Source organism: Okeania sp. SIO2B3 (assembly GCF_010672525.1).
Lineage (GTDB): Bacteria > Cyanobacteriota > Cyanobacteriia > Cyanobacteriales > Microcoleaceae > Okeania.
Map to the genome: position 1 here is coordinate 96577 of NZ_JAAHGH010000005.1, position 14607 is coordinate 111183.

11 protein-coding genes and 1 pseudogene are annotated in these 14607 nt (G+C 35.5%); 4 read left to right on the forward strand and 8 right to left on the reverse strand.

The window, feature by feature from the left end; translation table 11 throughout:
* Positions 1–98: 98 nt before the first annotated feature.
* Positions 99–1301, reverse strand: coding sequence for an 8-amino-7-oxononanoate synthase (bioF, locus tag F6K15_RS06140; RefSeq protein WP_293058412.1), 1203 nt, complete (start codon positions 1299–1301; stop codon positions 99–101).
* A gap of 1670 nt (positions 1302–2971) precedes the next feature.
* Here bioF and F6K15_RS06145 point away from each other — a divergent pair.
* The gene (locus F6K15_RS06145) at positions 2972–3157 is read left to right on the forward strand and encodes a hypothetical protein (protein WP_124146119.1); all 186 of its coding nucleotides are present in this window, start codon (positions 2972–2974) and stop codon (positions 3155–3157) included.
* A gap of 113 nt (positions 3158–3270) precedes the next feature.
* On the opposite strand, the gene argH is transcribed toward F6K15_RS06145, so the two are convergent.
* The 5 genes from argH to nusB form a co-directional block, all read right to left on the reverse strand.
* Positions 3271–4659, reverse strand: a complete 1389-nt coding sequence (argH, locus tag F6K15_RS06150) for an argininosuccinate lyase (RefSeq protein WP_293058415.1) — start codon at positions 4657–4659, stop codon at positions 3271–3273.
* A 142-nt stretch (positions 4660–4801) separates the two neighbouring features.
* The gene (locus tag F6K15_RS06155; RefSeq protein ID WP_293058417.1) at positions 4802–5044 is read right to left on the reverse strand and encodes a hypothetical protein; all 243 of its coding nucleotides are present in this window, start codon (positions 5042–5044) and stop codon (positions 4802–4804) included.
* Positions 5045–5174: 130 nt separating this feature from the next.
* Positions 5175–6602, reverse strand: a complete 1428-nt coding sequence (locus tag F6K15_RS06160) for a PP2C family protein-serine/threonine phosphatase (protein ID WP_293058419.1) — start codon at positions 6600–6602, stop codon at positions 5175–5177.
* Between the two features lie 1037 nt (positions 6603–7639).
* Positions 7640–9301: a signal recognition particle-docking protein FtsY gene (gene ftsY / locus F6K15_RS06165; RefSeq protein WP_293058420.1), complete on the reverse strand. Its 1662-nt coding sequence runs from the start codon at positions 9299–9301 to the stop codon at positions 7640–7642.
* Between the two features lie 1081 nt (positions 9302–10382).
* Positions 10383–11006, reverse strand: a complete 624-nt coding sequence (nusB, locus tag F6K15_RS06170) for a transcription antitermination factor NusB (protein ID WP_293058422.1) — start codon at positions 11004–11006, stop codon at positions 10383–10385.
* A 199-nt stretch (positions 11007–11205) separates the two neighbouring features.
* Here nusB and F6K15_RS06175 point away from each other — a divergent pair, with 199 nt between their 5' ends.
* On the forward strand, positions 11206–11802 hold the full coding sequence (locus tag F6K15_RS06175) for a transposase (protein WP_363267379.1): 597 nt from the start codon (positions 11206–11208) through the stop codon (positions 11800–11802).
* Positions 11784–11927, forward strand: a complete 144-nt coding sequence (locus tag F6K15_RS38160; protein ID WP_363267486.1) for a zinc ribbon domain-containing protein — start codon at positions 11784–11786, stop codon at positions 11925–11927. The genes F6K15_RS06175 and F6K15_RS38160 overlap by 19 nt, the downstream gene beginning before the upstream one ends.
* Positions 11928–11980: 53 nt before the next feature.
* Here the strand turns inward: F6K15_RS38160 and F6K15_RS06180 are convergent, their stop codons facing one another.
* Positions 11981–12700, reverse strand: a complete 720-nt coding sequence (locus F6K15_RS06180; RefSeq protein WP_293058424.1) for a DUF502 domain-containing protein — start codon at positions 12698–12700, stop codon at positions 11981–11983.
* Between the two features lie 1393 nt (positions 12701–14093).
* Between F6K15_RS06180 and F6K15_RS06185 the strand changes: the two are divergent.
* A pseudogene (locus F6K15_RS06185) lies at positions 14094–14228 on the forward strand (CHC2 zinc finger domain-containing protein); the annotation flags it as partial.
* 93 nt (positions 14229–14321) lie between these two features.
* Here F6K15_RS06185 and F6K15_RS06190 read toward each other — a convergent pair.
* The gene (locus F6K15_RS06190) at positions 14322–14600 is read right to left on the reverse strand and encodes a hypothetical protein (protein ID WP_293058425.1); all 279 of its coding nucleotides are present in this window, start codon (positions 14598–14600) and stop codon (positions 14322–14324) included.
* Positions 14601–14607: the final 7 nt, after the last annotated feature.

Below are 14607 nucleotides of genomic sequence, written 5' to 3' on the forward strand. Positions count from 1 at the left end.
CCAGAAATGATAATACCAATTCACTTTAGGGATGTCACAAATAGTTTCCAATTTTAAATGTCAAATAATTGCCCGAAACTATGGTATTATTAAGGTTTTTAGTCGATCAAATCTAACTTCTGACTTCTGACTTCTCCTAATGCTGCTACTAATTGCTGGATATGATTTGTGTCATGGGTGGCCATTAATGAAATGCGAATCCGACTGGTATTAACTGTAGGTGGGCGAATGGCCGGAGCAAACATTCCTGCTTGTTTTAATTTTTCTCCCATTATTAATGCTTCGGCTGCATTTTTGAGGGGAAAGCAGATAATTGGCGATCGCTCATTCAAGTTTTTTTCCCTTTTACCTAACTGTTGATTTTCTGTTTCTAATAAATTCAATAAAGTCTCTAGATTTTGCCATAATTTGAGACGACGTTCTGGTTCTTTTTTGATAATTTTTATAGCTGTTAAAGCAGCAGCAGTATCTGCGGGAGTTAAACCTGTTGTATATATCCAACTGGGTGTTCTATTTCTGAGAAATTCAATTAATTTTTTTGACCCAGCAACATAGCCTCCTAAACTTCCTAATGCTTTGCTGAGAGTACCAATTTGAATTAATTCTTTTCCTGTACAGTTAAAATGTTCGACACAACCTCCTCCATTAATGCCAAATACTCCTGTGGCATGAGCTTCATCTACTAATAACATACTGTTATATTTTTCTGCTAAATCTAATAATAATGGCAGTTTACATAAATCGCCATCCATACTAAAAACACTATCTGTAATTATTAAACTGCGACGATATTGTTCTCGATATTGTTCTAGTTTATTTGTTAAATCTTCAATATTATTGTGGCTATATTCAAGAATTTCTGCACCACTAAGAATGGCTCCATTTTTTAGACTAGAATGATTATATTTATCTGATAAAATTAGGTCACGTTTACTGACTACTGAAGAGATTACACCTATATTTGCTAAATATCCTGAACTAAAAACTAAGGCTGTTTCTGTTTGTTTTAATTTTGCTATTTCAAGTTCTAATTCCTGATGTATTTCTCGATGACCTGTTAATAAACGAGAACCTGTACTACCCGTACCAAATTCTTTTGTTGCTTGAATAGCTGCTTCAATTAAACGTGGATCTCCTGCTAATCCTAAATAATCATTACTGGCAAAATTGATGAGTTTTTTTCCTTCTAGTTTGATAGTTGCGCCAGGAATACTTTCGATAGTTTTGACTGAACGATACCAGTTAGCTTTATGTATTATTGATAGGGATTTATCTATCCAATTATAGGGATTATTTGGCATTTTTTTCTGATTTATTTTATTTTTCTTTACTATAGTAATTCACAAGAAGCATGAAGTACAAAATTCCTTTTTTTTAGGGAGTAGGAAGTAGGAAGTAGAAAAACAACTGTACCTTCATTAATTGATAATGGATAATTGATAATTACCTCGGGTTTTAACCGCTACAGAATTGAATATAAGGAATCTTTTTTTTTCTTGGTCGATTGGATATGGCGCAGGTTTCGGAGCCATCCCACCCTACGGGAAAGCTGCGAAGAAAGAACTCCGTTCCGCTGTCGCGTTTCGCGTCAGCGTTGCGAAGCAAACGACTGCTTTTTTCCCCTTAAAAAGGGAGGCTTTAAATCAGAATTATTTAATTATTAATTATTAATTATTCGGTAAGCATTTCCTCCGGAATGCTGCGCAAACAGCCGTCAGTTATTAGCTAGCCTCCTATCGGAGGAACTGCGTTAACAGCTATTAATGTTGGGAAAGGTAAAAGCAACCTTTGAAATTGAGTTTGAATAAAAAGTTACTGTCAAAGTCTCCGGACTCAATCTGACAAGTAATTATTCATTATTAATTGCTGATAGCTGACTGCTGATAGCTGAATGCTTACACTGTACCTCAGTAACTTGAGAAACGCTATAGCAATTTTCAAGAATGTGTAATACTAACTTGATAAGTTTTTGTTACAAATAGTATCAGCAAGGAAGAAGTCATAAGTCAGAAGTAATAAACAGATTGGGAAAAAGGGCAAAAAATATTAAACTCTTACCGAATAATTAATAATTAAATAATTCTGGTTTAAAGCCGACCCTTTTAAGGGGAAAAAAGCGGTCGTTTGCGGAGCAGTCCGTTAGGATGGGATGGCGTTTTGCTCCGAACATATAAAGCGGAGCGGCTCTGTCAAGAGTGGGTTTCCTCGCCATATCCAATCGACCAAGAGAAGAAATAATATTTCCTTATATTCAATTCCGTAACGGTTAAAACCCGAGGTAATTATCAATTATCCATTATCAATTATCAATTAATTAAATATTTTTCCATAGGATCTGTTCAATAATTCTCATTACCATCTAATTGAAGTTTTATATAATATTTATCGTGACTTTGATGATTTTGATTATGTAGCGGTCTCGAATCAGATGTGAGAATTTTACTATTCCCTAAAAGTCTAGAAGATAGTGGTTCTCATATTCATATAGATACAGTTTTTTCTTTCTTCTGTATTGCCAATATCCCATGATTCAGATAAAATCCCTATATACTTTGATATATTAGTAATTTCAGATAAAATATTTATTGCTGACTTTTTAGATTTATTTTTAATAGGCAAATATTCAAGTCTTTGCTATAATAAAAAAACTGTCTAAAAATAAGCACCTTTGTTCTTTATCTCAATGTTGGTTGAAGACCCGCGCTCTTCATCCCCTATAGCCCCTATTTGAAAAGGGAAGATAAAAGGAGGCACGGGAAAACCTTAAGATTAATTGGTTTTCCCAACGGTGTGTTATAATTAGTGAGGCTGCTGGGCTAGCAGTTTCAGTCTGTGGAGCGACCGTAAGACCAAAAAAAGGTTTAGCCTTGGAGGCAGGTGCATAGAAGCAGAAACCTAAATTGCGAGGTTTAGGAATCCCACTTTGTCCTTGAACGACAAAGCCGGGAGGATGTCAATTAGTGAGGTAATAATGGCTAAACGCCGTAATCCAAAAAAAGAGAAAGCACAACGTAATCTGGCTTACGCACGTAAGTTTCGTAAGAAAAAAGGTACAGGTTTTTTTTCTAAGCGATATTCGTCTAAGTTTTCATCTAACAATAATGAAAATGGTAGTAACGAGCAAAATTCAGAAGAAACTGCTGCTGTAGATCAATAGTACATTTGACTGTTTAAGGTTCCAAGCGATAAATTTTGATATGTAAAATGTCAAATCTAGATTTGAGACTTAGCAACTCAAATCTAGAATCTGACAATTAAAATTAAATAAAATTAAATTACAAATTTATTTTTGGCTGTAGCAATCTCTTTTTTTACTTGTTCAAAACCTGTACCACCATAACTATTCCGTGCAGATACTACTTGTTCAGGAGCGATCGCTTGATAAATATCTGCTGAAAATTTTGGATGTAATTTTTGCCATTCTCCTAGTGTTAAATCTTTCAACAATTTATCAGTAGAAATACAAGTTTTCACAACTTTACCTACTAAATTATAAGCTTCTCGAAACGGTACACCACGAGCTGCCAAATAATCTGCCACATCTGTGGCATTAGAAAAATCTTCTGAAACTGCTTCTGTTAAACGATCGCTATTAAACTCTAAACCTTCAGTAAGTAAAATTGTCATTGCTTCTAGACAACTTTTAACTGTTTTTATCGTGTCAAATAAACCTTCTTTATCTTCTTGTAAATCTTTATTATACGCTAGTGGCAGTCCCTTCATCACCACTAACATACCTTGTAAATGACCAAAAACTCGGCCTGTTTTTCCCCTAACTAACTCTGGCACATCAGGATTTTTCTTTTGAGGCATAATACTAGAACCAGTAGCACAACTATCAGTTAAAGTCACAAACCTAAACTCTTCAGATGACCATAAAATTATTTCCTCTGCCAAACGACTTAAATGCACCATAATTATACTAGCTGCACAGAGAAATTCAATAGCAAAATCTCGGTCACTTACTCCATCCAAACTATTAGCATAAGGCTTTTCAAACTTTAATAATTCAGCAGTATAGTGTCTATCTATAGGAAAAGTTGTACCTGCCAAAGCACCACAACCAAGAGGAGAAACATTCACTCGGCGATAAACATCTCCTAGTCTTTCCCAGTCCCTTTCAGCTTTGTGAAAATAAGCCAAAAGATGATGAGCTAAACTCAAAGGTTGCGCCCTTTGTAGATGAGTATAACCAGGAATTAAAGTTTCTATATTAGATTCAGCTAACCCCAATAAAGATGATTGAAAATTTCTTAATAAAACCCTAACTTGCTGAATTTCTTCTCGTAAATAAAGCCTCGTATCAGTTCCTACTTGGTCATTTCTCGACCTAGCTGTATGTAACTTTTTACCAATATCTCCAGTAATTTCTGTAAGTCTTTTTTCCACAGCAAAGTGAACATCTTCCGCATCTACATCCGGGCAAAATTTTCCCTCTCGATACTCTTGACGAATTTGTTCTAAACCCTTAACTAACTTTTCACCTTCTTCTGCGGAAATAATACCTGTTTTAGCCAACATTTTTGTATGAGCTACCGAACCAGTAATATCGTACTCAATCAATTCAATGTCAAAACTAATACTGGCATTAAATTTAGCTATAGTAGGATGCAACGCCTTTTCAAATCTTTTGCTCCAAGTTTGTTTATCTTGCGTCATTTTGCAGATTTTTTTCTATTTAACTCTATTCAGATGTGAGGTTTTATAGCAGTCTAAGGAAAGATTAGGACATATCAAAAGCTCAAAACTCAGACATCACAAGCTTTTTCTTTCTTCTTCCTTCTGCTATAACAGTTAGTAATTAAGGCAAAATGCTCTTAACCATCCAACCAATAAATAAACCAACCAATAGTGCCCATACTTGACCACATTCTATAAAATTGCTCCAAGCTTTTTGCACATCAGACCATAAGTTTACATCAACTTGTTGAGCCAAAAGTTGCCAGCTATACAATATTTTTGGTCCTAACAAATCTATAATATTAGTCTCATAAATCATCGGGGTAAAACCTGATGTAGTTGTGGAAATTATATTAATAATCATATCTTTACCAAATTAATTGGGTCGCGCAACTCCACCGGGAAATGGCGAAATGTTTTTGGAGGGTTGCTCACTTATCCCCTACTTCCCCTCCTGGGAGGGGTTAACTTCTGATTTCTGACTTCTGACTTCGTTAATCTCCTGTAGAAGATTTTACTCTCATCACCACTAGAGTCATATCATCTGGATTTTGGTTTCCTTCTCCAACAAATTGTTTTACTTGAGCAAATAGGTAATTTAATATTTCTTGTGGTTCTTGATGATTTTGACACGCAAACTTGAAAGCTTCACTCAATTTAATATCATCGTAACGATCGCCATTTTGATTAGCTGCATCTGTAAACCCATCTGTGTAATAAATAATAGTATCTCCTGGATTAAGTTTCACTTGTGCTTCATGGTATTCAGGGTCTACTTCTAAACCAACTAACATTCCCACAGTATCTAACTGCACGATAGAATTACTAGCAGCTTGCCACAACATGGGAGGATGATGGGCAGCATTGCTATAGGACAACATCTGGGTTTCTGGATCGTACTCTGAATAAAACAAAGTCACAAATCTATGGGAACTTTCCAGGTCAGCATACATTACTTGGTTCAAATGCTGTAGGACTCGTGCTGGTGAGTGGCGGTTTAATACTTCAGCTCTCAACATTCCTCTAGTCATGGTCATAATTAAACCAGCAGGTACACCTTTGCCCATTACATCTCCAATTACAATACTCCAGCGACAGGGTTGCTGTTTTTTGTTTTTGGAATTCAACTGGTCGTAGTTGGAGGGGATAAAATCATAATAGTCTCCTCCGACTCGGTTTGCTGTTTGACAACAAGCTGCAAGAGTAATACCAGGAATTTCTGGACATTCTGGAGGTAATAGTTGCAGTTGAATTTCTGCTCCTATTTCTAGTTCTCTGTCCAAACGTTCCTTTTCTCGTAAGGAAGTAGCTAATTCATCATTAGTGATCGCTACTGCAGTCTGATCTGTTACTAGACGAATTAATTTTTGTCTAGCTGGTGTCCATACATATTCTGGGTCGTGACTAAATACATATAGACGACCTCGTTCTGAGTTATTCACCAAAATTGATGCCCCAAATAATTGAACATCATTGCCTAGGTAGTTGCTAACTTGATAGTCCAAACTAGCGGTTTGAATTGAGATTTCTTGTAGTTCTGCGGGTAAGGTTGTTTCTGTAATAAATTGACGAGTTGCTACTTCTAATGCTTGGCGAATATCTTGACACTGGCGACCTTCTTGGCAGTGTAGTTGTTGGAACCTCACTTGACCATTTGGTTTAAATAATACCAGTGCCCCTCCATCAGCATCGGTTACTCGACAACCAATTAGAGGAATCAATTCTAGAAACTGATTTAGATTATTGAAGCTACGCAAGGCAAAGCCAAGAGAACTTAATAAATCATTAACATTTTGTTGTTCTTTGTGTAAACGGGCCACCATTTCTTTGAGAGCATATACTGATTTTATTGTTGAAGATGTCTCACTGGTAGTTTGGTCTGTTGGTTCAGGGTAGTTTCGATGTACTGGCACTATAGTCATTTGTTTGATATATAGATTTGATTTATTTAAAGTCTGTTGATGCTTGAGGGTTAGTGATACATTTTTAACTCAATTTTTGGCAAGTCTGGGTTTCTCTAGATTGCTGTTATCTTGTCTCTGTCTTGTTTTGCTAAGAGTTTTGATGGGAGCTATTTGCTTCGGTGCTATGCTTTTTTTGAGTTTGATTTTTTTTAGCCAAAAATTTATTCCCTCAATTTACGAAATTTAGTCTATGAACTTATCCACCACATTTTCAGGATAAATTCCTCAGCAAACTCAATTTTGTAGTTTCAGTATTTGATTTTTTTACACCATAGTTATCAAGTTATCAGCTCAAGACAAATTATTAATTTATGTATGCTTTTTAATCTAATTATGTATCTTTAAGAGTATTTTTTTCATAGATTACATTTTAAATTATTGATTTTTGCTTGATTTTTTTGTAAGATTTATGCTAAATTTTTATTGCTAATTATTGGAACTAAAAAAATCCAATAATTAGCAAATAATATTACAAAAGCAAGTATAATTTTGTGACCTATAAATATATAATGATATTAAGTATCACTACTATAATTTTAATTAATATTCAATATTTTATTTTTTTCTAGGCTTAATTTATACCTAAATATTATTTTTTAGATGAAGAGCAAACAATAATTAAGGTTCATTTACCAAACCACAAATTTATCTATATTGCTTCTACTTAACTTTAAAGCATGAATAATATTGCTGTTAAATTGATTTTTTTTACAGCTAAATTTGTAGTTATTTTTCATACTAATTATTACTAGATACTGAAAACAAGATCAATATTTAGCTTGTTTATTTTTTTTCCTGTAGTTTAGAGTCAATTCCAAGGATGATTCTTAATTTAAAAAATATCCTCAATACATTAACTTATATAGGAAAATCAAAATTATATAGTCTGATACTCCCACCTTAATTACTTCTACACTTCTACCGAAAAATACATCCGTTTTTTCACTACTGCTAGTGCCATACCCTTACTCATCAAAAGTAAAAGTGATGAATCTCTAACCACTTAAAAGAGCTTCAACAAACTCATAACTAGAAAATGGACGGAGGTCTTCTAGACTTTCTCCCACACCAATAAAACGAATCGGTAGACCTAGTTGCTTGACAACAGCTAGTGCAACACCACCCTTAGCAGTTCCATCAAGTTTTGTCAAGACTACTCCGCTAAGTTTAGCAGCTTTTGCAAATACTTCTGCTTGCCGTAAACCATTTTGACCAAGTGTAGCATCTAACACCAGTAGAGATTCCACCACTGCATCTGGTGCTTTTTTCTCTACTATGCGGTGAATTTTACTAAGTTCGTCCATCAAATTTTTCTTGTTTTGTAGTCTTCCGGCAGTGTCCACCAGTAGTAATTCTGTATTTCTGACTTGAGCAGCTACTATAGCATCAAACACTACAGCTGCTGGATCGGTATTCTTTCCTGCATTAGCAATTACTTCTACTTCACTTCGTTGTCCCCAAATTTTCAACTGTTCTACTGCTGCTGCTCGAAATGTATCTGCTGCTGCAATTAAACATCTGTAGTTTGACTTGCTAGCTAAATGAGCAATTTTACCGATAGTTGTGGTTTTACCTGCCCCATTTACACCATTAACCAGCCAAATATTTAAGGTATCCTTTTCTGGGACAAAAGTTAAGTTGTAGGCAGGACTAATTGTTTCAGAATCTTGGAATGGCTGATCTAGAATATCTCTTAAAATGCTTTTCAGATAGGCGATCGCTTCTTCTGGTGGTAAAATTTCTTCACGCAATTTATTTTGTAGGGTTTCTATAACTAAGTCTGTTGCTTCTACTCCCACATCAGCTTGTAGTAACATTGACTCTATTTCCATGACTGCATCTTGATTTAGCGGTCCTTGGCCAACAATTGCCCGTAATTGATTAAGTAAGTTGCGTCGGGTTCTGTCTAAACCTTTTCGTAATTTCGTGAGCCAAGAAATTTCTTCCACAGAAACTTGATCTGGGCGACGTCCTTGAGCTGCTAAAATTTCTGCTGACCAGAGAAATGCTTCATCAAGTATTAGGGGGTCTATTTCTTCTAGTTCAGTTTCTATGGTTGTTTTCTCAAGAGTTTCTGGTTCTGGTTCTTCTATAGCGGTTTCTTTGAGACGTTCTACCCTTGCTTGTCTTTCTGCTTGAGCCTTAGCCCAGAAAGGTAGTTGTTCTAATGTTTGAGTTTCTTCAACAGTTGAATCTGGCTTTAGTTGAGTTTCTTCTTCGGTCGGTTTTGTTTGGCTAGAGGGGGTTTCCTCTACTATTGGGACTGGTTTAACCAGGGTATCTGTTTCTGTGGGTTCTGTTTTTTCTGCTGCAATATGCTCTATTATTGGAAGAGTATTTGATATGATTGGCTCGTTTTTTGTCTCTGTTGAGGGTATCTGAGTTTCTAGCTTTTCCTCTACATCAGTGGTATCTGTAGGGATTTGAGATTCTTGTGAATCATTTTTTTTCTTTTCTTGAAGATTTTTGTAGGCTGCTTTAGCCCAACTCAAATAATCTTCTGTCGTCTGTCCTGACTCTTCTGTTGATTTTGCTTGTGATTCAACTTGATCTTCTACCTGTTCTTTCTGTTCTTTTTCAACTTCAGGTTTAGATGTCTCTTTTGAAGTTTTGTCTGAGCTGTCATTATATTGACGACGGAACCAATTAAAAACCATACTTATTTTAGATATTACTATTTTAAATGATCTATCTTATACTGAATTGTGTTCAACCATCACATAATTGCAGCATTTTATTGTTTGAGTAAACCAAAAAATATTTATTTTGGGGTAATTTTGCAAACTATAGTTTATCCATTGGAAAACCACTGTCAGATATTTGTGAATATTCAAACTCAATAACCTGCTTTGTGGAAGCGTAAGCATTCAGCAGTCAGCCATCAGCTAGCCTCCTGCGGAAGAACTACGGACTTCAGCTATTTGTTATTAACTCATTATCATGCTAGAGGGGAATTATCTACCAAGGAGCAATTTTAATTCATTAATGAAATTGGCTATAACCTCACCTCAGTTATTGCTTGCATAAGTTCATGCATCTGATGGGTGAATGCTAATAGCTGAATGCTTACTTTTAAAATACCCAGAATAACAATTTTAGGGAATAGGAGACACTGGTTCTGGTAATAGATATAAATTTATCATAGAAAACATTTTTACTATGACTAATTAATCAGAATATAACTAAGTATTTATAGTCTGTAAATCATCATAATTTAGCTTATACAAAAGCCAATAAAAATTGAAAAATTAAGCATAAATACTTTGTAAAACTAGATGATTAAAGCTTGCTGATTAAATCTTAAAGTACTAATATATAAAAGTGCAATACTTTTCCCTTAAGCTGGAAATGAGAGCATTTTCAGCAGATAACCGCAGAAAAATGTAGGTAAAATTGTTCCGACTACATTTTAAAATTGATAAGTATTTGCTACAAAAAGCTAGGGTATTTCAGGTGCATCTCATATTTGCAAAAATACTTTTTTCCTATATATTCCCTATTCCCTATTCCCTGTTGCCTCACAGGAGTGTGCATTCCCTCTCTTGGTCAGCATTCCCATGGCGAGGAGACCTCGCCATATCCAATCGACCAAGAGAAGAAAAAATTTTCATCTCTTTGTCAATCCTCTTCTTTTCCAGGAGAGGTAATTGTTAATGATTAATCATTAATTAATTGTTGAAATAATTTCTGTAAAAGCAAAGACCTTAATTTTACTTTTGACTTTGACTATATAACCCTTCAAACTAAATTAATTTTATTTAGCACTCTTCGCAATACCCCATTAATAAACCTATACCCATCTTCACTACTGTAACGCTTGGCTAACTTTACAGCCTCATTAATTGCCACTTGTTCTTGAATGCCAATAAACATCATTTCTGCCACTGCAATTCTGAGAATATCTATATCTATTCTAGGCAAACGTTCTATTTGCCAATCTACTATTGATTCTCTCAATAAATTATCAATTTCTTCTTTATTATCATTCACCTTTATCAGAATTTCTAAAGCATATTTGCGCACTTCTAATTGATTAGTAAGTTGAATTAGTTCTGGTAACTCCACAGCAGTGCCAATACGATTAATTGCCGTTTGGCCTAACTCCACTGCTTCGTGGACCATCGAACTTGCACTTTGGACATCACTAGCACTAATTTGACTATTAAGGAGGCGATCGCTCCCTCTCTGTAATTCTGCTGCTGCAGTTTCTAAAATATCTTGGACTTCAGCTCTGAGAGTCCTAACTGCTGCGAGTATGACTTCTTGAAGTTGCTTTTTTTCTAAACTCCCTGAATTTGTTGGTAATTGACTTAGTCCAAGTAGAGCTAGTTCGCGAGCTGTGGAGCGAGGAGCTTTGTTCATAATTTTTGATAGCCTTTTATTATCGAAAGTGGGGTTTAGTCTGCTATAAAACCCGGTGCTTTAGAGCGGGGATACATGGACTCCCCAAACTAAAAATGTCCTATTCAATGTACGACATTTTTACAATTACTTTTACTACACATTTCATATTATTATCCTATGTTCATTAGCATAAATAAATATGCTAGGTCGAGCCAAAATGATAATTTACGAATTTCAAGTTAAAGCAGCACAATACAAAGCAATAGATGAAGCTATCAGAACTTCTCAGTTCATTCAAAACAAGTGTTTACGATATTGGATGGATAATAAAAAAGTAAGTAAATATGATGTGAATAAATATTGCAAAATATTGGCACTTAGTTTTAGTTTTGCTTCTAAACTTAATTCAATGGCTCGACAATTAGCTGCGGAGAGAGTTTGGTCTGCAATATCTAGATTTTACGATAACTGTAAGAAAAAAGTCAAAGGTAAAGAAGGTTTTCCTAAGTTTAAAAAACATAGTCGGTCTGTAGAGTATAAAACCTCTGGGTGGAAACTTTTCCTACGGAATGCTACGCAAACAGAAGCTAGGAAAGCTATAACTTTCTCAGATACAAATAACATAGGTACTTTAAAATTAAAAGGTACTTATAATTTGAATTACTATCAGCTAAACCAAATAAAAAGGGTCAGGATAGTAAAACACGCTGACGGATATTATGTCCAATTTGCTATTCAAATAGATTTAAAAGTTGAAACTAAACCAACAGGAAAATTAGTGATGTTGCATGGTCAATTTTCCGTAGTTGGTTAGAGTATTTTGGTACAAAGTATGGAAAAGTAACAGTAGCAGTACCTCCTCACCATACAAGCCAGAATTGCTCGAACTATGGAGAAGTTGTCAAAAAGTCTCTGTCTTTGACATCCTCCCCGGCTTAAAAGGCGCAGGGATTACTACTGAGCCCTAAGGTGGGGGGAATGTCAAAAGTCGTTCAATCCTCTTCAGTGGAAAATTTTTGATAGTCCTCTCTTTCTAAAAGTAGAGGTTTGAGTCGATCATTTGATTTTTTTTCTGGACGTACTGATTGATTTGCAGTTACTATTCCACCTGATATGAGAACTTTAAACGCATCTTCCACTGACATTGAAACGTTAATCACATCTTTCTCTGGCACTATGGCATACCAACCAGATGTAGGGTTAGGAGTAGTTGGAATAAAAAGACTTAGCATGGAGTCTCCTAAATGAGATTTAATTTGATCGCTAATCGTACCAGTGACAAAAGCTATAGTCCAAACTCCCTGACGTGGATATTCTACAAGTACCACACGGCGAAATTTCTCGTTAGAATCCTTGAGTAGAGTTTCTAAGATTTGCTTGAGAGTACCATAGACTGACCCTGCAAATGGAATAGCTTGTAGTATTCGCTCACCTACATCTAATAACCATCTGCCAGCAATATTTCTAGCCATTAACCCGATCACTAGAATACTTAGCAATGGTACTGCTAGTCCTACTAAGAAATTTAGTAGACCCACTAAAGCTGGGTGTAAACCATCGAAGGGATTGATTTGCTTAGGAATCTTGGTCAAAAAATCTATTACCCACCGAGCAATAGTTATGGTCAACCAAATTGTTGTAGCTAGTGGTATAACTACCAGTAGACCGGCAATTAGGTCGTTTTTTAAATCCTGCCTTATGCGTTGGAACACTGTTTACCCATTTCCTCGTAAATTGCTAGATTAAGAAAATATCTAGCTTGAAACCAATTTTTTTTAATTTAATATTTATCGTTTTTATTCTGAATAGTTCATAAAAATATAGTCACATAAGACATATCCTTATTGCGCAGGTGTTACCCTGACGCTCGTGTTAGCGCAGCTCCTCCGGAGGAGGCACTACAACACCACGCCAGTTGCGTGACTGTCGGGGGACCCGCAAGGGCGCACTGGCTTCTCTATCCCATGATCAAAGACATTTGGGACTACTTTTCTCATAATGTTTAGAGAACCGTTCACGTAACTCATTAATTAATCTTTTGCTGGCGGTGCAATACAAACCTCTTTATTACTCTTTTTCCTGAAAAGGTGACGTTATTTTTCTCACCTTCAGTGTAAATTATAGAGATTTTTCGACAAAAAACACAGTCGGTCAATTTCAGCATAAAACCGATGATTTTCTTGAATAATATGTCTCTCAACTAATCTCATAAATCCAGGAGTTAAAATTATATTAGGATTCGATAATTTAGGATTTTTTATTATTATTTAGTCTGGAATTCATAGCCTATTTAATTGTAACATTAAATGTCAGGTCGAGAGTTGTTAAATTTTGTCAAATATTTAGTAGCTCTTTTGTACAAATTCACGAAGAGATTTGACATTGTTTGACTACATCAGACTATATTTATGTACATAGAAGAGATACTCAGACACCAAAACAGAGAAAAGTATCATCCTGCACAGCACTCCCAAAACAAGTGATTACAGGAAAATTTTTCACCCCATCAACAAATCAATATTACTCATGTAGAAGCGATGTAGCTACCGCACTTGCTCCGCCAACGCTATATTCACAAACAAAAATTATCATTCTGTGAAGCTCAAAAAAATCGGCAAGGTTTTTCCTCTTGCATTCCTAAATAAATTACGATAGTATCTAACCATTGGGTTTTGCTCGTACCTACACATGATTTTTTATTCAACGCAAAAAATAGTATTTCGCCACTGAATATATGTAGAAGAGATACTCAGACACCAAAACCATCAACAAATCAATATTACTCATGTAGAAGCGATGTAGCTACCGCACTTGCTCCGCCAACGCTATATTCACAAACAAAAATTATCATTCTGTGAAGCTCAAAAAAATCGGCAAGGTTTTTCCTCTTGCATTCCTAAATAAATTACGATAGTATCTAATCATTGGGTTTTGCTCGCACCTACACATGACTTTTTATTCAACGCAAAAAATAGTATTTCGCCACAATTTATAGCAGTTTTAAAATAGATAGACTACAGTGGTAAAAGCATTATCCTATGCCCTATTTTCTAACCTCAAATAATTTTCTAGCCTATTAAAATAAAAACTGCTGCAATAAGTTCTATGAATAATTTTCGTTTTCATCAAGATACCATTACAGAAGTGAAAGAAAGAGCTGACATTTATGATGTTATCTCAGAGCATATTGTATTAAAAAAGCGAGGTAAAGATTATGTAGGATTATGCCCTTTCCATGAAGGTGCGACTCGTTGGCCACTAAACCAGCAAAACTGGGTATAAATGGCCGTTCCAAGTCAATACATGAGGACAACCTCGACTTGTGAATAACTCTTATGTCCTTGGTGGTGAAATTCCATCCGCCTTGTTGTTGGGTTGACAGCATAGACCACGGAGTAGAGACTGAACATCAATCTCCGAAGCTGGTTTAAATGGGGTCAAAGCTTTAACTACCAAATAAGTGAGACTTCTAGCAGAGACTGACAAGTGGACGAACAGAAAGGTAATAAAACTCTCGTGAAAGGGAACCATCTCGAAGGTAGCTAGGGGATGTAGGACGAAAGTCAGAGGGTCACTGGATATAGATATCTTCGTGTCTGTATCAACAATCATATCGAAC

What these genes read in the sequence shown, in the direction of transcription:
- F6K15_RS06175 (WP_363267379.1), top strand. Translation starts at nt 11,206, where the DNA reads ATGATAATTTACGAATTTCAAGTTAAAGCAGCACAATACAAAGCAATA.
- ftsY (WP_293058420.1), bottom strand. Translation starts at nt 9,301, where the DNA reads ATGGTTTTTAATTGGTTCCGTCGTCAATATAATGACAGCTCAGACAAA.
- F6K15_RS06155 (WP_293058417.1), bottom strand. Translation starts at nt 5,044, where the DNA reads ATGATTATTAATATAATTTCCACAACTACATCAGGTTTTACCCCGATG.
- F6K15_RS06160 (WP_293058419.1), bottom strand. Translation starts at nt 6,602, where the DNA reads ATGACTATAGTGCCAGTACATCGAAACTACCCTGAACCAACAGACCAA.
- argH (WP_293058415.1), bottom strand. Translation starts at nt 4,659, where the DNA reads ATGACGCAAGATAAACAAACTTGGAGCAAAAGATTTGAAAAGGCGTTG.
- bioF (WP_293058412.1), bottom strand. Translation starts at nt 1,301, where the DNA reads ATGCCAAATAATCCCTATAATTGGATAGATAAATCCCTATCAATAATA.
- F6K15_RS06190 (WP_293058425.1), bottom strand. Translation starts at nt 14,600, where the DNA reads ATGATTGTTGATACAGACACGAAGATATCTATATCCAGTGACCCTCTG.
- nusB (WP_293058422.1), bottom strand. Translation starts at nt 11,006, where the DNA reads ATGAACAAAGCTCCTCGCTCCACAGCTCGCGAACTAGCTCTACTTGGA.
- F6K15_RS06145 (WP_124146119.1), top strand. Translation starts at nt 2,972, where the DNA reads ATGGCTAAACGCCGTAATCCAAAAAAAGAGAAAGCACAACGTAATCTG.